A 24,436-nucleotide genomic window follows, 5' to 3' on the forward strand; every position below is an offset into this window, starting at 1 on the left:
GAGACGTCTTCGGCGACGTAAGTCCGTTTTGGGGAAATCGGTGCTGGTGGGACAGATGGCGCTGCCCAGCTCAGCCGGCCGGTGGCCCCTCTGGTTCGGTCGGCGGGCTCGTGGTGGTGGACGGCTCGGCCGTGGGTGACGGGTCGTTGGGCGGCGGGGTCGTCGGATCGGTGGGCGGCGCGGTGGTTGCGCTCGGCGTCGGCGTCGGCGTGCTGGCCGTCTCGCTGGGCTGTGCGCTCGGCGTCGCGCTGACCGTCGCCGACGGGGTGGTGTCGGGAACGTTCTGCCGGTTCGGCCGGGTCGGTTTCTCGGTGATCTCCTCATTCACCGCCGGCAGGTCCATCTGGCGAGTCGGCTCCGACGTCGGAGTGGTGATCGGCAGGTTGACCGCCGGGTCCTCGCCGGCGTGCCGCGCCGCGCCCAGGGCGGCGCCCAGGCCGACCAGCGCGACCAGGGCGGCCGCCGCCGCGCCGACCAGCGGACCACGGCGTCGCCGACGGCCGGCCACCGCCGCGCCGAGCTGCACGTCGGTGCGGGTGCCCGGTCCGGCGCCGCGCAGCGGGGTAGCCGCCGTCACCATCGCGGTGGGGGGCTCGCCGCCGGTCACCGCCAACCGGGCCGCCTCGGCCATCGCCGCGCCGCTGCTGAACCGGTCGAGCGGATCCTTGGCCAGTGCCTGGGACACCAGCGCGCGGACCGACTCCGGGATGTCGTGCGGCAGCTCCGGCGGCTCGTCGTCAAGGTGCCGGACGGCGACCTGGAGCGGGTTGTCGCCGGTGAACGGCGGACCGCCGGTCAGGCAGCAGTACGCGACCGCGCCCAGGGCGTAGATGTCGGTGGCCCCGCTGACCGGCCGGCCGGCGGCCTGCTCGGGTGCCATGTAGAGAGCCGTGCCCGGCACCGCGTTGGTGCTGGTGATGCTTGTGACGTTGGTGGAACGGGCCACGCCGAAGTCGACCAGGACGACAGTGCCGTCCTCGTGCACCAGCAGGTTGCTGGGCTTGACGTCGCGGTGCACGATGCCGCCGCGGTGCGCCGCGTTCAGCGCCTGGGCCGCCTGAGCCACGATCGACATCGTCTCGGCCACGTCGAGCCGGCCGGCCGCCTCGATCCGCTTGGACAACGGCTCGCCGTCGACGAACTCCATGACCAGGTAGTCGGCCCGACCGCCGTCGGGCAGGTCGTCCTCGCCGCAGTCGTAGACCTGCACGATGCCCGGGTGCCGCAGCGCCGCCATGATCCGCGCCTCGGCCCGGAACCGGGCGATGAAGTCGGGATCGGAGACCAGCGCCGGCAGCAGGACCTTGACCGCGACCTGCCGACCGAGGACCAGGTCAGAGGCACGCCAAACCTCGCCCATGCCGCCGGTGGCGACACGTTCGTCCAGGCGGTAGCGACCGCTGAGCACGACCTCCGATGACAACACGGCATTACCGTACCCAGAGAGCCGCGGAACGTCGCGCCGCGGCTGGTCGGCCGGGTGGCCGTACCCGCCGGTCCATCCGGTCTGACCTGTGTGGACCTGGACCGGTCTGTGACGCTTCGGCAACACCCTGTGACGAAATCTGACACACGGCGGCGTGCGCTTGCCCGGCGGTGGCGCGGAAGCGCCTACTGGCGCGCGGAGCGTCCGCCGGTCACTGGGCGTTACGACGACTCGCCGTACGGCGGGCTTGATAATTGTCACTCTTCCGTGACGTGGTGCCGACTTGTCACCCTCTTCGGTTCCCTCCTAGCGTTAGCCCGGCTCGGGCCGGCCGGGGGGCAACGCGTCGAGAAGAGACCGCCGTGGCGCTGGTCCAGACCCCCCGCCCCGACCAACGAGGGCGCGGGCGCGATCACGTTCGGCGGAGGGGCGGTGCGGTGCGGGAGCTGGTCGGGCCGACGGCTCACGCCGCCTGGAATGCTCCGGCGTGGTGGATCAGGGCGGGGCGTCCCGGACGATCCGTGGCCCGCGGATGACCGGCGAGCTGTCGGAGGCGGTCACCGCGGCGCAGGACGGGGACGAGGACGCCTTCCGCTTTCTCTACCGCAGCCTCCAACCCGGCCTGCTGCGCTACCTGACCGCCCTGGTCGGCGCGGACGCCGAGGACGTCGCGTCGGAGACCTGGCTGCAGATATCCCGCGACCTGCCCAGCTTCACCGGCGGCGAGTTCCGCGCCTGGACCGTCACCATCGCCCGCAACCGGGCGATGGACCACCTGCGCCGCGTGCGGCGCCGACCGTCGCTGCCGGTCCCGGTGCAGGCGCTCGCCGACCTGGCCGGCGACGCGGACACCGCCGAGCGGGCGGGCGAGACGATCGGGACCGAGGCGGCGCTGGCCCTGATCGCCACCCTGCCGCCGCGCGAGGCCGAGGCGGTCCTGTTGCGCGCCGTGATCGGCTTGGACGCGGAGTCCGCCGGCCGTGTGCTGGGCCGCCGGGCCGGCGCCGTGCGGACCGCCGCCCACCGAGGCCTGCGGCGACTCGCCGCCCTGATGGAACGGCAGGAGCAGGCCACACCACCGGCCGCCGCCGAGGGCGTCGCGCCGTCCCTGGCCGCCGACGGCGTCGCGCCGTCGATGGGCACCGACGGCGCCGCGCCGTCCGTGGGCGCCGAGGTCGTGCCGCCGCCCCGTCCGCGCACCGGCCGGTCCCCGCGGACGTCAAACGCTGAACCGGCGGACGGCTGACGTGAGGGGATTCCGGATGAACCCGAACCGGCCGGACCGGCGGGCCGAGCGGGCTGAGACCGAGCGGCTGCTCGACGCGGCCCGTGCCGGCGCTTCCGCCACTCCCGACGCCGCGCCGGAAGAGGGTCGAGCCTCCAGCCCCGCCGTCCCGGATGCCGCAGCCGCCCAGGTCCGCGCGTCCACCCCCGCCGACCCCGACGTGCACGTGGTGGACCCGTTGGCCCGGCTGCTCGCCGCGGCCGCCGGTCCGGCCCGACCTGGCGAGCTGGCCGGTGAGGAGGCCGCACTGGCCGCGTTCCGGGCCGATCGGGCCAACCAGGCCCCGACCGTCGCCGGCCGGCCGCACCGCCGACGGCTGACCACCAGCGCGGTGGCCTGGATGGGCGCGCTGGCCGCCACCGCCACCGCGGGCGCCGCGTTCGCGGCGGTCACCCTGGACCGGGCGCCGGACCCGGTGCCGGTGACACCCAGCAGCAACCCATCCCCGACCCCCAGCGACGTCGAGACGGCCCCGTCCGGTGACCGCACCGCCTCGCCCGGCCGGTCGACACCCCCCACGCCGTCCGCCACCAGCACGCCGTCCGCGATCGGTACACCCTCGCCCGCCGACCAGCTGCGCGGACTGTGCCGCGCCTGGCAGGCCAAGAAGCCCGAGCAGCGGGACAGGGCGCTGCGGACGCAGGCCTTCCAGGAGCTGGTGACCGCCGCCGGCGGTGCCGGCGAGGTCGAGGCGTACTGCCAGCGGCTGGTGCCCGAGGCGAAGCCGTCCACGTCGGCGAAGGCGAAGTCGTCCACGTCGGCGAAGGCGAAGTCGTCCACGTCGGCGAAGGCGAAGTCGTCCACGTCGGCGAAGGTGAGGTCGTTCACGTCGGCGAAGGCCAAGCCGTCACACCCGGCGATCGGCCGGCCAGCCCCGGAGTGAGCGTCCGACGGCCGTGGGCGTTCGTTCCGCCCTACACCGGGAAATTCGTCTGTTAGACAGAGGTTGGTGGCGCCGTGGACGGCCCCGGACGGTGTCGGTGGGTGGGTTTACGGTGGCACGATGTCCCGGCGCCGACGCAGGGAGAGGGGGCCCGACCGGTGGTGACGTCGCCCGAGCTGGACCGCGGCGCGATCCTGCGCGAGTCCGGTGCCGCAGGCCGGCACCTCGCCCGGATCTGTTTCAAGACCGGTCCACCCACCCGCACCGGCGTCGAACTGGAATGGACCGTGCACGACGCCGCCGACCCCGCCCGTCCCGTCGATCCGGTGCGGCTGCGGGCGGCGCTGGGGCCACACAGCCCCGTCTCACTGGACGCCACCAGCCCGGCCGAGCCGCTGCGACACGGCGGCACGGTGACCGTGGAGCCGGGCGGCCAGCTGGAGATCTCCACCCCGCCGCGCTCCTCGATCGCCGCGTTGATCCAGGCAACTGAGGCCGACATCGCCCAGGTCACCGACCTGCTGGCCACCGCCGGGCTGATCCTCGGCCGCAGCGGCATCGACCCGCACCGCCGGCCTCGCCCGGTGCTCGACACTCCCCGCTACCGCGCCATGCGCGGCGCCTTCGACCGGCGCGGTCCGGCCGGCCGGACGATGATGTACAGCACCGCCGGCCTGCAGGTCTGCCTCGACGCCGGCGAACCGGACCAGGTCGCCGCGCGGTGGTCCACGGCCCACGCGGTCGGCCCGCCGCTGCTCGCGGCGTTCGCCTCAGCGAGCCGGCACGCCGGGCGGCGCACCGGCTGGGCCTCCGCCCGGATGGCCGCGTGGCTGGCCATCGACCCGGCCCGCACCCGGCCGGTCTGGGCAGCGGGCCGCGCCGACGAGGACCCGACCGCCACCTGGATCCGGTACGTGCTCGGCGCGCCGTTGCTCTGCCTGCGCCGGCACGGCCCGGACTGGACCCCGCCACCCGGCGTGACCTTCGCCGACTGGCTCGACGGGGCGCTGCCCCGCCCACCCACCACCGACGACCTCGACTACCACGTCAGCACCCTCTTTCCGCCGGTGCGTCCCCGCGGCTACCTGGAGCTGCGTTACCTGGACGCCCAGCCCGGCCGGGACTGGCGGCTTCCGACGGCGGTGCTGACCGCCCTGTTCGCCGACCCCGGCACCGTGCGCGCGGCGTACGCGATCGGCGCGCCGGTGGCGCACCGCTGGTCGGCCGCCGCCCGGCACGCTCTGGCGGACCGGGCCCTGGCCACCGCCGCGGCGGCGCTTCTCGACCTGGCCCTGACCACGCTGCCCCGGCTCGACCTGCCGGCCGGCACCCACGACGAGATCCAGCGTGACGTACGGCGGCGGCTGGCCGCCGCGGAGAGGGGAGACCGGTGAGCGCGAGGAGTGAGCCGGGGTTGCGAGCCCCGCAGTCGGGAACGGAAGGCGATGCGGTAACCGGGGAGCGGTTGCGTGTCCGGATCGCGGCGGAGCTGGCGCGGGCCCGGTCCCGCACCACGCTGCTGACCGAGGTGGTCGACGACGCCGACCTGATGCGCCAGCACTCGCCGCTGATGTCGCCGCTGGTGTGGGACCTGGCGCACGTCGGCAACCAGGAGGAGCTGTGGCTGGTCCGCGACGTCGGGGGCCGCGAGCCGGTCCGGTGCGACATCGACGAGTTGTACGACGCGTTCAAGCAGCCCCGCCGGGACCGCCCCGCGCTGCCCCTGCTGCCACCCGCCGAGGCGCGCGCCTACCTGGGCACGGTCCGGGACAAGGTGCACGACCTGCTCGACGCGGTGACCTTCACCGAGCGGCCGCTGGTCGCCGACGGGTTCGCCTTCGGCATGATCGTCCAACACGAGCAACAGCACGACGAGACGATGCTCGCCACCCACCAGCTGCGCTCGGGTCCGGCCGTGCTGCACGCTCCGCCTCCGCCGGAGCCGCCCGCCGGGGTCGCCGGGGAGGTGCTGGTCCCGGCCGGCCCGTTCACCATGGGCACCGACACCGACCCGTGGGCCCTGGACAACGAACGCCCCGCCCACCGCGTCGACCTGCCCGCGTACGTCATCGACGCCGCCCCGGTCACCAACGGCCAGTACCAGGCCTTCATCGCCGACGGTGGCTACACCGATCCACGCTGGTGGAGCCCGGCGGGTTGGGCCCACCGGCTCCGGGAGGAGCTCAGCGCGCCGATGCACTGGCGCCCCGACGGCGACAACTGGTCCTACCAGCGGTTCGGCCGGTGGGACCGGGTCCGCGCCGACGAGCCGGTGGTGCACGTCTGCTGGTACGAGGCGCAGGCGTACGCGGCGTGGGCCGGCAAACGGCTGCCGACCGAGGCGGAGTGGGAGAAGGCGGCCCGTTGGGACCCGGTGACCGGGCGGTCCCGCCGCTACCCGTGGGGCGACGACGACCCGACAGACGTCCACGCGAACCTCGGTCAACGCCACCTGCGGCCGGCCCAGGTGGGCGCCTACCCGGCCGGCGCCTCACCACTGGGTGTGCACCAGCTCATCGGTGACGTCTGGGAGTGGACCTCGACCACCTTCCGGGGGCATCCCGGCTTCACCGCGTTCCCGTACCGCGAATATTCGGAGGTCTTCTTCGGCGACGCCTACCGGGTGCTGCGCGGCGGCTCGTTCGGCACCGACCGGTCCGCCTGCCGGGGGACCTTCCGCAACTGGGACTATCCGATCCGGCGGCAGATCTTCAGCGGCTTCCGCTGCGCCCGTGACGCCCGCCCGGACGAGTCGCACCGATGACCCTCCGCGCGACCGGTACGCCGGCCGGCCGGGTGCGCTGATGTGTCGTCACCTGGCCTACCTGGGGTCACCGGTCACCCTGGCCGAGCTGCTGTTCGATCCTCCGTACTCGCTGGTGCGGCAGTCCTGGGCGCCCCGCGACATGCGCGGCGGCGGCACGATCAACGCCGACGGGTTCGGCATCGGCTGGTACCCGGGTGACGGCGACCCGGTGCGCTACCGGCGGGCCCAGCCGATCTGGAGCGACCCGACCATCGCCCAGCTCGCGGCGGTGACCCGCGCCGGTGCGGTGCTCGCCGCCGTCCGCTCGGCCACCGTCGGGATGGCGGTGCTCGACGGCGCCGTCGCGCCGTTCGCCGAGGGGCGGTGGTTGTTCAGCCACAACGGGGTGGTGCGCGGCTGGCCCGACACAGTGGTGCCGCTCGCCGCAGGCCTGCCGGTGCGCGACCTGCTCACTCTGGACGCCGCGACCGACTCGGCGCTGCTCTGGGCGCTGGTCCGGCAGCGGCTGCGCGCCGGTGCCGATCCGGCGGAGGCGGTCGGGCAGACGGTGGCCGAGGTCGCCGCGGCGGCGCCGGGTTCACGGCTCAACCTGCTGCTCACCGACGGCCGCCGTGCGGTGGCCAGCGTGGCCGGGCACGCGCTGTCGGTACGCGCGGGGGCCGGTTCGGTGCTGCTCGCCTCCGAGCCGCACGACGACGACCCCGGCTGGCGCCCGGTGCCGGAGGGGCACCTGGTGACCGTCACCGCGAGCGAGGTGCGGGTGAGCCCACTGCCGACCCGGTGAGACGCGCCGGCGGGGTACGCAACGGTTGACCGAGCAGAGAGAGGCGATGTGATGACGGCGGAACCGCTGGAGATCTACCTCGAGCAGCAGGACCTGGAGCGTGGGCTGCGCCAGGACGTCCGGGCCGGGCTGAGCGCCGAGCAGAAGTGGCTGCCGCCGAAGTGGTTCTACGACGCCCGGGGCAGCGAGCTGTTCGAGGAGATCACCCGCTTGCCCGAGTACTACCCGACGCGGGCCGAGCGGACGGTGCTGGCCGAGCGCGCCCCGGACATCGTGGCGCTGACCGGGGCCAAGACGTTGATCGAGCTCGGCTCCGGCTCGTCCGAGAAGACCCGGCTGCTGTTGGACGCCTTCACCCGTGAGGGCAATCTGGGCACGTTCGTCCCGCTCGACGTGTCGGTCAGCGCGCTGCGCGGGTCCACCGCCGAGATCGCCGCCGACTATCCGGGGCTGCGGGTCCGCGGCATCGTCGGGGACTTCACCCGGCAGTTGGACCGGCTGCCCACCGGCGGCCGGCGGTTGGTGGTGTTCCTCGGCGGCACCATCGGCAACCTCCTGCCGGCCGAGCGGGCGGAGTTCCTGGCCGCGATGCGCGCCGCGTTGGAGGTCGGCGACTGGCTGCTGCTCGGCACCGATCTGGTGAAGGATCCCTCGGTGACCGTGCCCGCGTACGACGACGCGGCCGGGGTGACGGCCGAGTTCAACCGGAACGTGCTGCACGTGATCAATCGGGAACTGGGCGCCGACTTCGATCCGGAGGCGTTCGAGCACGTGGCCCGCTGGGATCCGGACCACGAGTGGATCGAGATGCGGCTGCGCGCGAACCGGCCGATGCGGGTCCGGGTGCTGGACCTGACAGTGGAGTTCGCCGCGGGGGAGGAGCTGCGCACTGAGGTCTCGGCGAAGTTCCGCCCGGAGGGGGTCGCCGCCGAGCTGGCCGCGGCGGGTTTCGTCGCGGCGGAGTTCTGGACCGACCCGGATGGGCTTTTCGGGGTCACCCTGGCCCGGGCGCGGTGAGCTGGTTCACCCGCCCCTGCCGGCCGAACGGTGATCGGTTAGGCTGGTCGCGCGAAGGGGAGTAGCCCCCAATGTCGTGGTCGACATACTGGTGCGTTCCGCATCCGGCCACGCGGCCCCGGTCTCCGGGGCGGGCGAGACCTTCGACTCAGGCTCTTGGAGCCGGGTCGAGGGCGCCCCTGCACCTCCTCCCGGCGTGAACGGGAAGGGTGTCATGGAAGGATTCTTCGCCGCGCTGGTCGTCAGCTTCGGCGTCATCTTCGTCGCCGAGCTGGGGGACAAGTCCCAGTTGATGGCGCTGACCTTCGCCACGCGGTTCCGGCCGGTTCCGGTGCTGATCGGCATCACCGTCGCCACGGCGGTGGTGCACCTGGCGTCGGTCGCCATCGGCTCGGGCCTCGGCGCCGTGCTGCCCACCGAGTGGATCACCCTGGTGGCCGGGCTGGCGTTTCTCGCGTTCGGCGCGTGGACCCTGCGCGGGGACAGCCTGACCGACGAGGAGAAGCGCAAGGCCGAGAAGACCAGCAAGTCCGCGATCATCGCGGTCTCGGTGGCGTTCTTCCTGGCCGAACTGGGCGACAAGACCATGCTCGCGACGATCACGCTGGCCACCAAGTACGGCTGGTTCGGCACCTGGCTCGGCTCCACCATCGGCATGGTGGCCGCGGACGCGCTGGCCATCCTGGTCGGCCGCATGCTCGGCCGCCGCCTGCCGGAGAAGGCCATCAAGTACGGCGCCGCTGTGCTCTTCGCCATCTGCGGCCTCTGGCTGATCCTGGAGGCGGTGAGCCAGCTGACCTGAGTGCCGACTACCCGCCTCGGCGGCGGGTAACGGCCCGGGGTGGAGGCGGGAGAGCTACTGCGCCAGGGCGACGAGGTGCTGGTCGCCGTGGTGGAGGTCGCGGGCGCTCTGGTGATCTTCGTCGGCGCGGTCTGGGCGGCGGTGCGGTTCGTGGTCGAGGGGCTGCGGCACCGCACCGCCGCTGTCTTCACCCCGATCCGGCTCACCCTGGGACGGTTTCTGACTCTCGGCCTGGAGTTCCAGCTGGCGGCCGACGTGCTGCGCACCGCGGTGTCCCCGTCGTTCACCCAGATCGGCCAGCTGGCCGCGATCGCCACGATCCGGACGGCGCTGAACTACTTCCTGGGCCGGGAGATCCGTCAGGAGCAGCGGCAGGTGGCCGAGGGGGAACGCTCCCCGTGATGGGCGCGCTGGTCACCACGGTGACCACGCTGGCTCTGGTCGCCGGTGTGGTCACCTTCCTCACCACCGGGGCCGGCCGGACCGCCGTCCGGGTGCTGCTGGAACTGCTGACCGCTGCCGGTCTGCTCCGGCTGGTCGGCGATCCGAGCTGGGCTTCCCTGGCCGGCTCGGCGGCGATCGTCGCGCTGCGCCTGCTGCTCGGTGCGGCGCTGGGCGCCGCACAGCCGTGGTCGTGCCGACAATCCCGGCCGCCCTGCGCCGCGGACGATCACCACCTACCGTTGGCGGTACGAGGCGACACCGGCGTGAGTGGGAGGACGACCACATGAGCAGGCACGACGAACCGAACGAGTACGGCTTCGCCGGCGGTGCCACCGCTCCCGAGCCACAGCCCGGCGGGAAGCCCGACGAACAGGACCTCGCCGACGAGGTGGCGGTGCCCGGCGACGACCTCACCGAGCCGACGGCCGAGGCGCTGTCCGAGGAGACCGAGGAGCGCCGGCCCGTCGAACGCGGCCGCTGACCGGACGGCGGGACCGGACCGGGGTCGACGGCGACCGGTCGAGCGCAGCGGTCGACCGCCGGGCTGGCGCCCCGGTCAGCCGTCGCCGTCGCGCTGATAGACGTCAGGCACGCCGTCGCCGTCGGCGTCCAGCTGCTCCCGCTGCGCCACCCGGCGGTACGCGGCGTTGCGGCGGACCAGGACGATGGCGGCCAACCCGGCGGAGATCACCGACCCGGTCAGCACGGCCACCTTTACCCGGTCGTCGGCCGTGCTGCCGGCGCCGAACGCCAGGTCGCCGATGAGCAGCGACACGGTGAACCCGACGCCGGCCAGCATCGCGATCCCGAGCAGGTCGGACCAGGTGATGTCCTCATCCAGTTCGGCGCGGGTGAAACGGGCCAGCAGGAAGGTCGACCCGAAGATGCCGATGCTCTTGCCGAACACCAGTCCGGCGACGATGGCGATCACCACCGGATCGGTCAGCAGGGCGCCCAGGTCGGTGCCGCGCAGCGTCACGCCGGCGGCGAACAGGGCGAAGACCGGCACCGCGAAGCCGGCCGAAACCGGTCGCCAGCGGTGTTCCAGGTGCGCGGCGAGCCCGCCGGCGTCCCCGCTCGCGTCGACCGCCGGCCGGTCGGCGGCCGGCGTGCCGCGCGCCCTGCTTCGGCCGGCCAGCACCGGCACGGTGAAGCCGAGCAGGACGCCGGCCACCGTGGCGTGCACCCCGGAGGCGTGCACCAGGGCCCAGGTGGCCACCGCGAGCGGGATCAGTGCCCACCACCAGGTGCGCCCGCGCCGCACCAGCAGGGCGAAGAGCCCGATCGGCGCCAGCGCGGCGAGCAGCGGCACGGGATGGAAGCCGGCGGTGTAGAAGATCGCGATGATGGTGATCGCGAACAGGTCGTCGACCACGGCGAGGGTGAGCAGGAAGGCGCGTAGGCCCTGGGGCAGGTGTGAGCTGACCACGGCGAGCACGGCCAGCGCGAAGGCGATGTCGGTGGCGGTCGGGATCGCCCATCCGCGCAACCCCGCCCCGCCCGCGGTCAGGACGACCGCCACGTAGATCAGCGCGGGCAGCAGCATTCCGCCGAGCGCCGCCACCACCGGCAGCGCGGCGCGCCGCGGGTCGCGCAGTTCGCCGGCGACGAACTCCCGCTTGAGTTCCAGGCCCACCACGAAGAAGAAGATGGCCAGCAGGCCGTCCGCGGCCCAGGTGGCCAGGTCCAGGTCGAGGTGCCAGCGTGTGCCGCCGGGCCAGGGCACCCAGTGGCCGAGCCGCGCGTACGAGTCCGCCCAGGGGGAGTTCGCCCAGAGCAGCGCGACCACGGCACCGAGCAGCAGCAGCGCGCCACCGACGGTCTCGGTGCGCAGCACGTCGGCCAGGTGTCGGGCCTCCGGCCAGGACGATCGCGAGAACAGCCGTGCCGGCCGGGACCGGTCGGACGGTGGGGTGCGGTCGGTCATCGGCGGCGCTCACCTCGGGGATGTCGGGACGGCAGGAATCACTCGCCGACCAGACTTCCCGGCACACCGCTGTCGACCCTATCCGGGCTCGCCCGCGCCGGCGACCGCGGGGTGATCCGGTTGCCGGCCGATCGGCTGTCGACTTTTCCCCGATGTCACCGCTGCCGAATGGACGTTTCTCGGGTTGGTCATGCGGGCGCACTTGTCACCGCTGAAAATGGATAACTCCGGACATAAGCCGTATGAGCGGCTTTAATGGTTTCACGAGTTTACAAACGACCTTGGGGGTTTTCGTGAAGTTCTTTGGCGTAACCGGACCGGCACGGAGGCGCGCCTGATGGACCTGCTCCGCCAACTGCGCCACGTGCGTCGGCACTGGTGGGTCGTGCTGGTCACCGTCATGGTGGCCCTGGGCGTCTCGGCGTTTCTGACCGTACGGGCCCAACCCCGGTACGTCGCCTCGGTGACGTTCTTCGTCACCACCCCCAACCAGGGCGTCACCGACGCCTATCAGGGTGGGCTCTTCCTCCAGCAGCGCGTCAAGTCGTACGCCGACCTGCTCAGCAGCGACCGGCTCGCGCAGAGCGTGGTGGCGGAGAACCCGGTCGGCCTCACCGCGGACGAGGTGCAGCGCCGGGTGAGCACCTCAACCGAGGCCGGCACCGTCCTGCTGCGCGCGTCGATCACCGACACCGACCAGAGCCGGGCACTGCGGGTGACAGAGACCCTCGCCGCGAAGTTCGTCGAGCTCGTGCAGAAGGTCGAGACGCCACCCGAGGGCAAGGCGCCGATCAAGATCGAGGTGGTCAGCGGTCCACGGGTCAGCGCCAGCCCGGTCTCGCCGCAGCCGGTACGGAACATGACCCTCGGCGGGCTGGCCGGTCTGCTGCTCGGCGTCGGACTGGCGATCCTGCGCGGCGTGGCCGACGTGCGGCTGCGCGACGCCGCCGGACTGCAACGTGCCACCGGCAGCCCGCTGCTCGGTGAGATCCCGTTCGAGAGCGGCGCCCGCTCCGCACCGCTGATCGTCGGCGACGCGGCGACCTCGGCGCGCGCCGAGGCGGTCCGCAAGCTGCGCACCAACCTGCGCTTCGTCGACGTGCACGAGCCGGCCCGGGTCATCGCCGTGACCAGTGCTCTGCAGGGCGAGGGCAAGACCACGCTCTCCTGCAACCTGGCCATCGCGTTGGCCGAGGCGGGCTGGCGGGTGCTGCTGGTCGACGCGGACCTGCGCCGTCCCAAGGTCGACGAGTACCTGGGCCTGGACGCCGGGGTCGGGCTCACCGACGTGCTGGTCGGTGACGTCCAGGTCGGTGACGTGGTGCAGCGCTGGGGTGACAAGTCCCTGCTCGTGCTGCCCAGTGGTTCCGCTCCGCCGAACCCGAGCGAACTGCTCGGCTCCAAGGCGATGGCGGACCTGCTGCTGGCACTGCGTGAGTCGGCGGACATCGTGATCATCGACACCGCGCCGCTGCTCGCGGTGACCGACGGTGTGGTGGTGGCCGTGCAGGCCGACGGCGCGCTGCTGGTGACCCAGCAGGGCCGGACCTCCCGGACCCAGGTGGCCGCGGCGGCCCGGTCCCTGCACTCGGTCTCGGTCCGGCTGCTCGGCTGCGTGCTGAACATGGCCAAGGTGGCCAAGGCCGAGGCGTACCAGTACGAGGCCTACCGGGTGGTCGCCTCCACGGCCACGCCGTCGGTGCCGACCGACCGGGCGACGTCCGCCCGGCACAGCGAGAGCACCGGGGTCAACGGCGTCAGCGACCGCACCCAGGAACTCACCCGGCTGCCCCGATGAGCGCGGCGAGGGGTCGTAGCGATCGTTCGATCTCCTCGGCGCAGCGTCGGAAGTCGGCGGCGGTGCCGCCGATCGGGTCCCGTAGGTCGTCCGCGTCCGGGGCGGCGGGTTGCAGCCGCCCCCGGGCGTGGGCGGCGGCGGCGATCGCGGCCCGCAGCGAGTCGTCGGCCGACTCGGCCTGCGGCTCGGCCGCCGCGGCCAACCGGCCGAACTGGCGCAGGGTGAAGGTCCGGTGCAGCGCGGCCGGCGCCAGCGAGGTGCAGATCGACCGCTGGCGCCGGGTCGCGGTCAGCACCAGCGTCGCGTCAGCCAGATGCTCGGGGCGCAGCGTCCGGCTGCGGAACGCCGCCGGGTCCGCGCCGGCCTCGGTCGCGATCTCCATGGCGTACGGGTGCATGGTGAGCCCGTCCATCGCGTCGGTCCCGGCGCTGGCCACGGTGACCGGCCGGTCGGCGAGCAGTCGGCGAGCCAGGTACTCGGCCATCGGCGACCGGCACAGGTTGGCGTGGCAGACGAACAGCACGCGGTCGACCATTGGTGCCCCTTTCATCGGTACGGACGCGGGCGGCCGCACCGCTGGCGCGGTGCGTCGACGCCGGTGGCCGCGCGGGGAGGGGTTGTCGGCATCGTACGCGGACCGGACACCCGCCGGTCGCGGTGCCGCGCCGGCCGAGGCGGATCCATCGTGGACGGCGGTGGTCCGGTGAAGATCGGCATCCTGTCGTACCACTTTCCGCCGGAGCCGGCGTTCATCCCCGGCAGCCTCGCCGAGGAGTTGGCCGCACGGGGGCACGAGGTCCGGGTGCTCACCGGGTTCCCGGACTACCCGGGTGGGCACGTCTACCCGGGCTGGCGCCAGCGCTGGCACCACGAGACGCACAGCGAACGGCTCTCCGTGCGGCGGGTGCCCCGGTACTCCGGTGGCGCCGCGTCCACCGGCGGCAGGATGGCCAGCTATCTCTCCTTCGCCGGCAGCGCGACGCTGGCCGCGCGCCGGTTCCTCGGCGACGTGGACGCGCTCTACGTCTTTCAGCTGCCGGCCACCACATTCGCCGCGGCCGGAGTGCTCCGGCTGCTCGGCCGGGTGCCGGCGGTGCTGCACGTGCAGGACGTCTGGGCGCGCGACGGCGGCGACGAGGCCGGCGACGGGCGCTGGGCGGCACGGATGGGCACCGCGATGGCCCGTGTCTACCGGGCCGCCGCGCGGATCGCCGTGGCCGCGCCGTCGATGCGGGACCTGGTGGTCGCCGCCGGCGCCGACCCGGCCCGGGTCCGGCTGGTGCTGAACTGGACCGACGAGCGGATCTTCCACCCGGCGACGCCCGGGCCGGCGGCCCGCCAGCTGGTCGGTCGCGACGGTCGGTGCGTGGTGATGCACGCCGGCACCATCGGCGCCCGGCAGGGGCTGGAGACCGCGGTACGGGCCGCCGCGGCGCTGGACCGCACGATGGAGCTGGTCCTGGTCGGCTCGGGCACCGACGAGCGGCGGGTGCGGGGGCTCGCCGCTGACCTGGGCGCGGAGAACGTCCGTTTCGTGGAGCGACGCTCCCCGGTGGACATGCCCGAGCTGTACGCCGCTGCCGACTACCAGCTCGTCATGCTGCGTGACCTGCCGGAGCTGCGGGGCATGGTGCCCGGCAAGCTGCAGGCTGCGCTCTCCTGCGCCGCGCCGGTGGTCGCCTCGGCCGGCGGGGACACCGCCGAGCTGGTGGAACGCGCCCGGGCCGGGTTGTCCTGCCCGCCGGAGGATTGGGCGGCGCTGGCCGACCGGTTCTGGCTGGCCGCCACCATCCCCCCGTCGGCGCGCACGGAGATGGGCCGCCGGGGCCGGGAGGCGTACCTGCGGGAGATGTCGTTGCCGGCCGGAGTGGACCGCATCGAGCGGCTGCTGCACGAGGCCGCCGGCCGGGTCACCGAGCGCATCGATCCGCGAGGGAACCTCGCGTAAAGGACAAGAAACGCCAAAACGGTACGAGATCCCTCGACGGATGCTAAGAACGTCAGGGATATCGAACCTTCTGTCCGATTCCACTTAAATGGGAGTGTGGTGTGACGGAGGAGAGCGAACGACCGCGCCGGCGGCGAAGCCGGTCCAGGCGCCGCAGGCGGGCCCGACTGCGACGGGCCCTGCTGGGTGCCCTGGTGGTCGGCTCGTTGCTGCTCGCGACCGGCGGGTGGATCGGCTTCCGCGGCTGGCAGGCGCGGGCCCACCTGCTCAACGCCGCTGGCCTGGCCCGCGAGCTGAGCGCCCAGGTGGTCGGCGGGGACACCGATCGTGCTCTGCGGACCCTCGCAGCCCTCCAGGAGCAGTCCGGAGCGGCCCGGGCCGCGACCGACGACCCTGGCTGGGAGCTCGGCCGGCATACCCCGATCGCCGGCGACGACCTCGACGCGGTCCGGCAGATCGCCGTCGCCATCGACGACCTGGCCCGCCAGGCGTTCCCGACCCTGCTCCGGATGGACCTGACCAGCCTGGTGCCGACCGAGGGTCGGCTGGATCTGGCGCGGCTCAGCGGGGCCTCCGCCGAGTTGTCCCGGGTGGACGGCGCGGTGCAGCAAACCCGCCGGGACCTGGCCGCGGTGCCCGGCGACCGGCTGGTCAGTCAGATCCGGCAGGCGTTGACCGACCTGCGCGGCGAGATCGACCGGCTGGCCGGCCTCACCACGGCCGCCGATCAGGGCGCACGGCTGCTGCCGCCGCTGCTCGGCGCGAACGGCCCACGTCGGTACCTGCTGGTCTCGCAGAACCTGGCCGAGTTGCGCGCCACCGGCGGCATGTTCGGCGCGTACGCGATGATCGAGGCCGAGAACGGCCAGGTCCGGATGGGCCGGCAGGGCAGCAGCGCCTCCCTCGGCCGGTTCAGCCCCGCACTGAAGCTGCCCGCCGAGATCAAGGCGGTCTGGACCGATCTGCCCGGCATCTATCCCGCCGACGTCAATCTGACCCCGCACTTCCCGACAGCCGCAGCGCTGTACCGGGAGATGATCCGCCGCAAGACCGGCACCACGGTCGACGGCGTGCTCGCCGTCGACCCGGTGGTGCTGTCCTACCTGCTCAAGGCGACCGGCCCGGTCCTGGTGCCCGGCGGCGTCCCGCTGGCCAGCGAGAAGGTCGTGCAGACCCTGCTCAGCGACACCTACCAGCGGTTGGACATCAAGGAGCAGGACGCCTTCTTCACGGCATCCGCCGCAGCGGTGTTCGACGCCTTCTTTAAGAAGAATGTCAACCCACGGGTGTTGTTGTCCGCATTCGACCGTGCTATCACCGAACGCCGGATATTGTTCTGGAGTGCCCGACCGGAGGAACAGCGGACGTTCGGCGACAGCCGGATGGCCGGGACGCTTCCGGAACAGGACACCGTGCCGACGGTCGGCGTGTTCCTCAACGACGGCAGCGGCGCGAAGCTCGGCTACTACCTGCGGCCGACGGCGAACCTCACGGTCGGCGAATGCCGGCCCGACGGCCGCCGTGAGCTCCGGCTGCGGGTGACCCTGCGCTCGACGGCGCCGAAGTCCGGACTCAGTGAGTCGGTCCTCGGCCTCGGCATGGCAGGGGACCCGTACACCATCCGCACGCTGGTGTCGATCTTCAGCCCGGCGGGCGGAAGTGTGCTCGACGCGCGCCTTGACGGCACGGAGATCGCAATGGGCAGCGGTACCGAACGACGCCGGCAGGTCGCCACGGCCAACGTCGAGGCGAGCCCCGGCGCCGAACGGGTCTTGGAGGTCACCGTGTTGACCGCGAAGACCGGCGTCGGACAGGCCGAGCTGTGGCTGACCCCCACCGCCAGCCCTTGGACCACCCAAGTTCATTCCGCACCAAGCTGTGACCAGTAGGAGGGAACCAATCATGCGGCTATCCCGCATCATCATGGCGCTCACGGTCGGCCTGGCCGTGGTGGCCGTGCCGACCGCGGCGGGGGCGGCACAGCCGCAGCCGCAGCCGTCGCCGTCGATCACGGACACGCCACAGCCACCGCCGTACGTGCCCGCACCCCCGTTGCTGACCGTCAACCGGCCGACGATCTTCCTCGGCGAGACGGTCGTGCTGACCGGCACCGGCTTCGGTCCGAACGAGATCGTCGACATCGCCGTGTCGGTCACGCCGCTGGCCGCTCCGGCCGCCGGTCAGGCGCCAGCCCGACGCAGCGACGGCAGCACCGTGGCGATGGCCCCGGTGGCGTACCAGGCGAGCGCACCGCTGCACTTCACGGCGCGTACCAACGGCGCCGGCAAGTTCACCCGAAGCTACAAGCCGTCGGTGACGGGTCTGCTGACCTTCACCGCCACCGGTCGGGTGTCCGACCGGAGCGCCAGCACCGAGCTTCGGGTGCTGCACAAGAAGCAGCCGCTGCCCGTCACGGGTAGCAGCCTCGGCACGCCCATGAAGCTCGGCGGCGGCCTGGTCGGCGCCGGCGCGGTCATGCTGCTGCTGACTCTCGCCTGGCGTCGTCGCCAGCGCCTCGGTGGGGCCGCGCACTGATCCGTAGCACCAACCGGGCAGGGCCCGGGAGCACCGCAGGCTGGCGCCCGTCGGAGTGTCCGACGGGCGCCAGCCTGTCTGTGCCATGACGCCGGTTGCGGCTCGGCGGCGTGGCCTGCGGTCGTGGTCGGGGTCCCCATGGTGTGCTGGGTTGGTGCGGTGTGGGGCCCGCCGTGCCCGGCTTCGGGCGGTCAGGCTTGATCCCTACGCCGGGCACGGCGGGCCCCACACCGTCGGGTGGTCGCCGTCCGTTCCGACCTCTGCGCGGTCGGCGCTTCCCTGCACTGGGCCGCATCCCGCTGGCGCTCGCCGCCCCCGCTCGGTCCCAGCCGCCCCCTCGCGGGTGGTCGCTGTGGTGAGCGGTATACCTCTGAGGCATAAATATGCCTGTGAGGTATACCGCTCGGTGACCACCTCGCCGGGCGCGCGCCTCGTTCAGCGTGATCGACTCGATGTCGGCGATGTCGGGGTATCCCGGGCGACCTGATACCCCGATATCGGCGATACCGAGTCGATCTCTCCCCAGCCGGGCGAACCGGCGGCGCGACCGCCGGCGATCTGCGCGTCGAATGTCCGGTATCGGGGTTTCTGGGCTGTGACCGGGCGCATCCGTGGGCCGGAATCGTGGCGGGCCGGGGGTCGTTACACACCCTGACGATCGCAGCACCACCGGCCCGCCCCCCACCCCGCAGGATGGGGATGGCAGCCAGACCAGGGTGCTGAGCCAACCCCGGAATGAGCCCGGCCCGCCGGTCGTTACACACAGACCCGGCGCCACGAACCCCCCGCCCGTAGGCCGCCGAAAGACTTTCCTCCGTGTAGTTGAAAGCGCCCGACGAGGTGCTCGCACCCTGCGCCGTTTCCCCCCGGATCGCCAGCGCGGGTGTCTACCCCCGTGAAGGAGCTGACCCCTCATGAACACGATCATTCGTAAGAGCATGCTGTCCGTTGCTGGTCTCGCGTTCGCCGGTGGTGTGTTCGCCGGTCCGATCGCCGCACACGCCGCCCCCGCCGTGGACGGCAAGCCCGCCGCCGTGGCGGTGGCCAAGGTGCAGGGCGCGCAGTCGCACATCGACCTGAACGACGAGCAGACCGCGAACGTCAAGGCGATCATCGCCGCGACGAAGAAGGCCGGCCTGCCCGAGCGGGCCGCGGTCATCTCCATCGCCACCAGCCTGCAGGAGTCGAAGCTGGAGAACCTGGGCCACCTCGGCGACATGAACGACCATGACTCGCTGGGCCTGTTCCAGCAGCGCCCCTCCAGTGGTTGGGGCACACCGGAGCAGATCACCAACCCCGAGTACTCGACCACCGCGTTCCTCAAGGGTCTCAAGCAGGTCGACGGGTGGCAGGACATGGCGCTGACCGACGCCGCGCAGACCGTGCAGGTCTCCGCCTACCCGGACGCCTACGCCCAGTGGGAGCAGCAGGCCACCGACCTGGTCGCCCAGCACTGGAACAGCTGACCCAACCACACATTGACCGCTGGCCGGCACCCCAACCCGGGGTGCCGGCCAGCGGCGTACCCCTCGGGTTGTCAGTCCTTGGTGTGGTTGCGCGTGCGCAGGATGTCGATCAGCGCGGCGATCAGCGCGAGCGCGATGATCCCGGTGGCCAGCGTGAGTGAGTGTTCGAAGGCCTTGGTCCAGTTGCCGTGGTTGTCGGCCAGCGACGAGAAGAACATCGAGCCGACGGCGGCGATGCCGGCCGCGGCCCCGATCCGCTGACCGGTCTGGAGCATGCCGGCGCCGCTGCCCGCCTGGGGTACCGGCACCTGGGCGAGGGTGAGGGTCTGGTTGGGTGCGATCACCAGGCCGCTGCCGATACCCGCGACCAGCAGCGGAGCGGCGGTGACCCAGGGTGCTGGGGCGTCCGGCGCGAGACGCAGCGCGACCACCGTCGCGGCCAGCCCGATCACCACGCCGAGCAGGCCGATGGCGACGAGCGGTCGGCCGAAGCGGTTGACGATGCGTCCGCCCAGCGCGGAGGCCGCGGCCGAACCGAGGGCGAACGGCGTGATGGCGAGGCCGGCGACGAGCGCGCTGTAGCCCAGGCCGTTCTGCAGGAAGAGGGTGAAGATGAAGAAGATCGCGGTGAAACCACCGAAGTAGACCAGAGCGATGAGCGACCCCAGGGTGTACGACTGGAAGCTGAACAACCGCAGGTCGAACAACGGTTCGCGGTGCCGCGCGTACCACCGCTCCCAGAGCCCGAAGGCGACCAGCACCGCCATGCCGGCCGGGATGAGCGCCCACTTCCACGGGGTCCGCCACTGTTGCTCCTGCACCAGCGGCAGCAGGATCAGCACCACGCCCACGCCGAGCAGCAGGACGCCCACCGGGTCGAGTCGGCGCCGGTCCGGCTGGCCCTCGGGGCGGCCGGGAAGCAGGCGCCAGCCGAGGATCGCCGCGACGATGCCGACCGGCACGTTGACGAAGAAGACCCACCGCCACCCGTGTTCCTCACCGCCGATCGCGATGAGCAGACCGCCGAGCAGCGGCCCGACGGCTGTGGAGATACCGATTGTGGCGCCGAGCACCCCGAACGGGCGGGCCCGTTCCGGCCCCCGGAACAGTTGCTGGATCAGCCCGATCACCTGGGGGTTGACCACGCCGGCGGCGGCGCCTTGGAGCAGGCGGGCGATGACCAGCCACGTCGGGGAGGTGGCCAGACCGGCGAGGGCGCTGGTCACGGTGAACAGCGCGATGCCGAAGACGAACGCGTTGCGCCGGCCACGGGCGTCACCGAAGCGGCCGGCGGGCACGAGCACCAGGCCGAAGGTGAGCGCGTACCCCGAGAGGACCCACTGCAGGTCGCTGGGGGAGGCGTGCAGCGCACGGTCGATGGACGGCACGGCGACGTTGACGATGCTCACGTCGAGCAGCGTCATGAACGCGGCGACCAGCCCGACGCCGACGGCCTGCCAGCGTCGTCGGTTCTCCGCCGGGTCGACCGGCTGCGGCGAGAGCGCCGCTGTCATCGTGCCCCCCGTTGACCGTCGATCATCATCCCTGATCGCTACCCCGGTCAGCGGGGGGCGAATCGTCGAGGGCCGTACCGCGGGTCACGCCATCTGGCGGGCGCAGAACCGGGGCCCGAAGTCGAGGCCCGCCATCGGTGAGTCCTCGCGGTGCAGCAGGCCCTTCTCGGTGAGCAGGTGCAGCGGCGCGTCCAACTGCTCCGGTACCAGCCCGGACTCTTCGGCGATCATGTCCGGGTACGGCACCTCGCCGCGCGCTTCGAGTGCGGTGACCGCCTGGTACACCCGTTGCTCAATCTCCGACAGTTGCACCTGCTGCATGACATCCTCCTTCGGCTCGTCTGCCCCTGCGCAGACGGTTGCGCTGCGGCGCTTACCCCCTGGGTGACCGAAGATGCCCACCCGATCGGGCGGTCGGCGCGGGCCGCGGGATGCGCGGCGGCCGGGCCGGGCGGCCAGTGGTGCCCTAGGCTGCACCCGTGATCGTCTGGGATCTCGTCGTCGTCGGCGCCGGCCCCGCAGGCCTCTCCGCGGCCCATGCCGCCGCCCGCGCCGGCGTCCGTACCCTGGTTGTCGAGCGGGCCGAGCACCCGCGTTACAAGACCTGCGGCGGTGGCCTGATCGGCACCTCACTGGCCGCCGTGCGGGACCGGATCGAGGTGCCCGCGCACGACCGGGTGACCCGGGTGACCTTCACCCGCGACGGCCGCCGTGAGTTCACCCGCCGGCACGGCAGTCCGGTGGTGACCATGGTGCGCCGCGAGGAGTTCGACGACCGGCTGCGCGCGGCGGCGGTCGCCGCCGGCGCGCAGATGCGGGAGCGGGTGGCGGTCCGCGCGATCGAGCAGGACCCCGAGGTGGTACGCCTGCGGCTGGCCGACGGTACGTCGATCACGGCCCGCGCGGTGATCGGCGCGGACGGCTCCTCGGGGGTGACCGCCCGGCACGTGGGGGTCCGTTACCGGCAGGTGGACCTGGGGTTGGAGTTGGAGGTGCCGGTGCCGCCCGCGGAGCAGGAGCGGTGGCGGGGACGGCTGCTGCTGGACTGGGGCGAGATGCCGGGCTCGTACGCGTGGGTCTTTCCCAAGGGCGATCGGCTGACCGTCGGTGTGATCGCGGGCCGGGGTGCGGGGGAGGGGACGCGTGACTACCTGCGGCGGTTCGTCGACCGGTTGGGGCTGAGCGGGCTGCCGGCGGAGCACGACTCAGGTCACCTGACGCGCTGCCGTACCGAGGATTCGCCGTTGCGGCACGGCCGGGTGCTGGTCGTGGGGGACGCGGCCGGGCTGCTGGAGCCGTGGAGCCGGGAGGGCATCAGCTTCGCGCTGCGCTCCGGTGAACTGGCCGGGGCGGCGGTCGCCGACGGCGAGTTGGCCGGGTACGAGCGGGCGGTGGCCGAGCGCCTGGTGCCGTCGATGCGGGCGGGGTACCGCCTGCTGGAGCTTTTCACCCGCCGCCCGGAGGCGTTCCACGCCCTGTTGGCGACCCCGCCGGGGTGGAGGATGTTCGTCCAGTTCTGTCAGGGCCGGGCGAGCTTCGACGAGATGCTGGCACGCCGGTCGATACGTGCGGCGCTCGCGGTGCTCGACCGGCTACCTGTTCCTCGCCGCCGGCCTGCTCCGGCGCCAGTCCATCACCCAGGATCCTAGGATGCCTTACGGATGGTGACGGCCGTACCCGAACGTCAGGGAAATCGCGCCGACCGGACTGCTGGTGCGGGTCGCTCCGACCGTCACACAATGACGGGAGAGCAGGGGGTGCGCCGATGGCCGAGCAGCCGTTCACCGATGATGAGTACGCGTTCCTGCGCCACGTCCGGTTCGGGGAGCTGCCGCCCTCCGTCCGCCCCGAGGAGCGGGTGGAGCTGACCGAGACCGATCCGGGACGTGACCGCCCGGACAAGGCCGAGGACCCCATCCGCTGGAACGTGCAGGGCTGAGAACGCGGAACGGGCCGCAGGTGTCGCCACCCACGGCCCGTTCGCGGTGCGTACCGGTCCGCGACCGGCACCCCCCGGTCAGAAGACCGGCACGCCCTCGCGCACCAGCTGCCAGTTGGGCTGGAAGAAGTCGGCCGGGTCGATGGTCGCCTTGGCCTGCGCCCAGTCGATGAGCAGCTGGCGGATCTCCTGCTGCGCGTTGTAGACCTGGGTCTTCACGATGCCGGGGAAGTTGCCGCCGCCGCTGCGCCGGTAGTTGTTCACCGCCACCACGAACTGCGCGTTGTCCGCCACCGGGGTGTCGGTGCCGGGCAGCACCAGCCGGGTGATCCGCTGGCCGACCGGCTTGGAGATGTCGATGTCGTAGTCGACGCCGGAGAGCGCGTCGTAGTTGTAGTCCGGCACCGCCGGGTCGCTGATCTGCTCGGGGTCGACCGGGGCGCCCGGGGCGAGGGTGCGGAAGTACTTCGCCGAGTACTCCAGGTACGCCCGTACCTCCGCGCCGCTGAGCACGACGGCCTCGAGGGTGTTGTCGAAGACGTACAGCCCCGCCACGTCGCGGATCTTCACGTCCCCGGCCGGGAAGACCGCCGTGCGGCTGAACGGTGAGGCCTGCGACAGCACCGGCAGGTTCGCGTACTGCGTGCCAGCCAGTGCCGTGGTCACCGTCTCGGCCTGGACGTGGTTGATGAAGTCCACGATCGGGGTGTCCTTGTACCGCGACTCGACGGTGGACATCTCGACGGTGGCCTGGGCCACCACCTGGTTGACGTAGGCGATGGTCTTCTGGTGCTGGGCCCGTACGGCGGCGAGGACCTTCGGGTCCTCCACCACCGTGTTGGTGTTCAGCATGCTGGCCCGCTTGGTGGTGATCTTCCAGCGGCCGTGCTGGCGGGCGAGCGTGAAGTCCATCCGGGTGAGCCGCTGGCCCCACTTCGACGGCTCGGAGAGCAGCACCTGCTCGCCGGTCTTCTCGTTCGTGACGAACTTCTCCACGACCTCGTTGTGGGCGTGGCCGAAGAGGATCGCGTCGATCCCCGGCACCTGCTGGGCGATCAGCGCGACCGGGTTCTCGTTCGGCAGCTCCGGGCCGTAGCTGGAGGTGCCGCTGTCGCCGCCGTGCGCGGAGATCAGCACGAGATCGGCGCCACGGGCCCGCATGATCGGCACCCACTTCGCCGCTGTCGCGACCATGTCGTCGAAGCGCAGCTTGCCCTCGACGTTGCCCTTGTCCCAGATCGCCACACCGGGGTTGGTCAGGCCGAGGATGCCGACCCGCAGGGTCGGCGCGGCGAAGCCGAGGGAGACCTTCTTGATGACGTACGGCAGGAAGGCCGGCTTGCCGGTCTTCGCGTTGATCGCGTTCGCGGCGAGCGCCGGGAAGCCGAGCTGGCGGATCCACAGGTCCAGCAGCGGCAGGCCGTAGTTGAACTCGTGGTTGCCCAGCGTCACCGCGTCGTAGTCGATGATGTTCATCGCGCGGGCCATCGGGTGCTTCTCCCCGGTGGCGGTGATCGGCTCCTGCTTGGCGTAGTACGTGGCCAGTGGCGTGCCCTGGATGGTGTCGCCGGCGTCGAGCACCAGCGTCGCCTTGCCGCGCCGCTCGGCCCGGATCTGGTTGATCAGGGTGGCCAACTTCGCGACGCCGATGTCGTTCTGCTTGCTGTCGTCGTACTCGGCGTCCCGGTAGTAGTCCCAGTTGTAGACGTTGCCGTGGGTGTCCGACGTGCCCAGGAGGGTGAGGTCCCAGGTGCGTGACCGGGCCGCGCCGGCCGCCTGCGCGGGGGCGGCGGCGATCAGCGGGGCGGTCGCCGCCGCGGCCGCGGCGGCGAGCACCTGGCGACGCGACGGGCCGGAGGGAGAGGTCATGACGTGCCTTTCCATGGGGTGGACGCGCCTCG

Annotated in this window: 23 protein-coding genes; 17 read left to right on the forward strand and 6 right to left on the reverse strand. The window is 72.6% G+C overall.

From position 1 onward, the window contains the following. Positions 1-70: 70 nt before the first annotated feature. Entirely contained in the window at positions 71-1,426 is a 1,356-nt protein-coding gene (locus GA0070607_RS27890; RefSeq protein WP_231930436.1) for a serine/threonine-protein kinase, read from the reverse strand. Positions 1,427-1,958: 532 nt separating this feature from the next. On the opposite strand from GA0070607_RS27890, the gene GA0070607_RS27895 reads away from it, so the two are divergent. The 10 genes from GA0070607_RS27895 to GA0070607_RS27940 all read left to right on the forward strand — a co-directional run bounded on the left by GA0070607_RS27895 (position 1,959) and on the right by GA0070607_RS27940 (position 9,889). After that, a complete protein-coding gene (locus GA0070607_RS27895; RefSeq protein WP_197701181.1) occupies positions 1,959-2,672 on the forward strand; it encodes an RNA polymerase sigma factor in 714 nt (237 codons plus the stop codon). Positions 2,673-2,688: 16 nt separating this feature from the next. Next, positions 2,689-3,594, forward strand: coding sequence for a hypothetical protein (locus tag GA0070607_RS27900; RefSeq protein WP_089020850.1), 906 nt, complete (start codon positions 2,689-2,691; stop codon positions 3,592-3,594). A gap of 158 nt (positions 3,595-3,752) precedes the next feature. Then, on the forward strand, positions 3,753-4,988 hold the full coding sequence (egtA, locus tag GA0070607_RS27905; RefSeq protein ID WP_089020851.1) for an ergothioneine biosynthesis glutamate--cysteine ligase EgtA: 1,236 nt from the start codon (positions 3,753-3,755) through the stop codon (positions 4,986-4,988). Positions 4,989-5,008: 20 nt separating this feature from the next. Further along, positions 5,009-6,358, forward strand: a complete 1,350-nt coding sequence (gene egtB / locus GA0070607_RS27910) for an ergothioneine biosynthesis protein EgtB (RefSeq protein ID WP_089020852.1) — start codon at positions 5,009-5,011, stop codon at positions 6,356-6,358. Positions 6,359-6,398: 40 nt separating this feature from the next. Then, positions 6,399-7,145 (forward strand): ergothioneine biosynthesis protein EgtC, encoded by a 747-nt coding sequence (egtC, locus tag GA0070607_RS27915; protein ID WP_089022150.1) that lies wholly within the window; start codon positions 6,399-6,401, stop codon positions 7,143-7,145. Positions 7,146-7,196: 51 nt separating this feature from the next. Beyond that, a complete protein-coding gene (gene egtD / locus GA0070607_RS27920) occupies positions 7,197-8,162 on the forward strand; it encodes an L-histidine N(alpha)-methyltransferase (protein WP_089020853.1) in 966 nt (321 codons plus the stop codon). Between the two features lie 214 nt (positions 8,163-8,376). Further along, positions 8,377-8,964, forward strand: a complete 588-nt coding sequence (locus tag GA0070607_RS27925) for a TMEM165/GDT1 family protein (protein ID WP_074312328.1) — start codon at positions 8,377-8,379, stop codon at positions 8,962-8,964. A 39-nt stretch (positions 8,965-9,003) separates the two neighbouring features. Then, complete coding sequence (locus GA0070607_RS27930) at positions 9,004-9,366, forward strand: DUF1622 domain-containing protein (protein ID WP_089020854.1); 363 nt, start codon at positions 9,004-9,006, stop codon at positions 9,364-9,366. Further along, the gene (locus GA0070607_RS27935; protein WP_197701182.1) at positions 9,366-9,695 is read left to right on the forward strand and encodes a hypothetical protein; all 330 of its coding nucleotides are present in this window, start codon (positions 9,366-9,368) and stop codon (positions 9,693-9,695) included. Before GA0070607_RS27930 ends, GA0070607_RS27935 begins: the two co-directional genes overlap by 1 nt. After that, on the forward strand, positions 9,692-9,889 hold the full coding sequence (locus GA0070607_RS27940; RefSeq protein WP_089020855.1) for a hypothetical protein: 198 nt from the start codon (positions 9,692-9,694) through the stop codon (positions 9,887-9,889). Before GA0070607_RS27935 ends, GA0070607_RS27940 begins: the two co-directional genes overlap by 4 nt. A gap of 75 nt (positions 9,890-9,964) precedes the next feature. Here GA0070607_RS27940 and nhaA read toward each other — a convergent pair whose 3' ends face one another. Further along, on the reverse strand, positions 9,965-11,335 hold the full coding sequence (gene nhaA, locus GA0070607_RS27945; protein WP_089020856.1) for a Na+/H+ antiporter NhaA: 1,371 nt from the start codon (positions 11,333-11,335) through the stop codon (positions 9,965-9,967). 337 nt (positions 11,336-11,672) lie between these two features. Between nhaA and GA0070607_RS27950 the strand changes: the two genes are divergently transcribed. Then, positions 11,673-13,133: a polysaccharide biosynthesis tyrosine autokinase gene (locus GA0070607_RS27950; RefSeq protein WP_089020857.1), complete on the forward strand. Its 1,461-nt coding sequence runs from the start codon at positions 11,673-11,675 to the stop codon at positions 13,131-13,133. Here the strand turns inward: GA0070607_RS27950 and GA0070607_RS27955 are convergent. Then, a complete protein-coding gene (locus tag GA0070607_RS27955) occupies positions 13,114-13,668 on the reverse strand; it encodes an arsenate reductase/protein-tyrosine-phosphatase family protein (RefSeq protein WP_089020858.1) in 555 nt (184 codons plus the stop codon). The genes GA0070607_RS27950 and GA0070607_RS27955 overlap by 20 nt on opposite strands. Before the next feature lie 168 nt (positions 13,669-13,836). Here GA0070607_RS27955 and GA0070607_RS27960 point away from each other — a divergent pair, with 168 nt between their 5' ends. From GA0070607_RS27960 to GA0070607_RS27975, 4 genes are all read left to right on the forward strand, one after another. Then, positions 13,837-15,081 carry a glycosyltransferase family 4 protein gene (locus GA0070607_RS27960; RefSeq protein ID WP_089022151.1) on the forward strand — a complete coding sequence of 415 codons (1,245 nt, stop codon included), beginning with the start codon at positions 13,837-13,839 and terminating at the stop codon, positions 15,079-15,081. Positions 15,082-15,275: 194 nt separating this feature from the next. Further along, positions 15,276-16,970: a DUF4012 domain-containing protein gene (locus GA0070607_RS27965; RefSeq protein WP_231930438.1), complete on the forward strand. Its 1,695-nt coding sequence runs from the start codon at positions 15,276-15,278 to the stop codon at positions 16,968-16,970. A gap of 13 nt (positions 16,971-16,983) precedes the next feature. Next, on the forward strand, positions 16,984-17,616 hold the full coding sequence (locus GA0070607_RS27970; RefSeq protein WP_089020860.1) for a hypothetical protein: 633 nt from the start codon (positions 16,984-16,986) through the stop codon (positions 17,614-17,616). 914 nt (positions 17,617-18,530) lie between these two features. Further along, on the forward strand, positions 18,531-19,082 hold the full coding sequence (locus tag GA0070607_RS27975) for a hypothetical protein (RefSeq protein WP_089017244.1): 552 nt from the start codon (positions 18,531-18,533) through the stop codon (positions 19,080-19,082). 71 nt (positions 19,083-19,153) lie between these two features. Here the strand turns inward: GA0070607_RS27975 and GA0070607_RS27980 are convergent, their stop codons facing one another. Both GA0070607_RS27980 and GA0070607_RS27985 read right to left on the reverse strand, forming a co-directional pair. Next, the gene (locus GA0070607_RS27980) at positions 19,154-20,596 is read right to left on the reverse strand and encodes an MFS transporter (protein ID WP_089020861.1); all 1,443 of its coding nucleotides are present in this window, start codon (positions 20,594-20,596) and stop codon (positions 19,154-19,156) included. 84 nt (positions 20,597-20,680) lie between these two features. Further along, positions 20,681-20,917 (reverse strand): hypothetical protein, encoded by a 237-nt coding sequence (locus tag GA0070607_RS27985; protein ID WP_089020862.1) that lies wholly within the window; start codon positions 20,915-20,917, stop codon positions 20,681-20,683. Positions 20,918-21,075: 158 nt separating this feature from the next. On the opposite strand from GA0070607_RS27985, the gene GA0070607_RS27990 reads away from it, so the two are divergent. Both GA0070607_RS27990 and GA0070607_RS32860 read left to right on the forward strand, forming a co-directional pair. After that, on the forward strand, positions 21,076-22,245 hold the full coding sequence (locus tag GA0070607_RS27990; protein WP_089020863.1) for a geranylgeranyl reductase family protein: 1,170 nt from the start codon (positions 21,076-21,078) through the stop codon (positions 22,243-22,245). Positions 22,246-22,361: 116 nt separating this feature from the next. Next, on the forward strand, positions 22,362-22,535 hold the full coding sequence (locus GA0070607_RS32860) for a hypothetical protein (protein WP_172899118.1): 174 nt from the start codon (positions 22,362-22,364) through the stop codon (positions 22,533-22,535). Between the two features lie 78 nt (positions 22,536-22,613). Here the strand turns inward: GA0070607_RS32860 and GA0070607_RS27995 are convergent, their stop codons facing one another. Continuing rightward, entirely contained in the window at positions 22,614-24,404 is a 1,791-nt protein-coding gene (locus GA0070607_RS27995; protein ID WP_089020864.1) for a bifunctional metallophosphatase/5'-nucleotidase, read from the reverse strand. Positions 24,405-24,436: the final 32 nt, after the last annotated feature.

This window comes from Micromonospora coriariae, assembly GCF_900091455.1.
GTDB classification, from domain to species: domain Bacteria; phylum Actinomycetota; class Actinomycetes; order Mycobacteriales; family Micromonosporaceae; genus Micromonospora; species Micromonospora coriariae.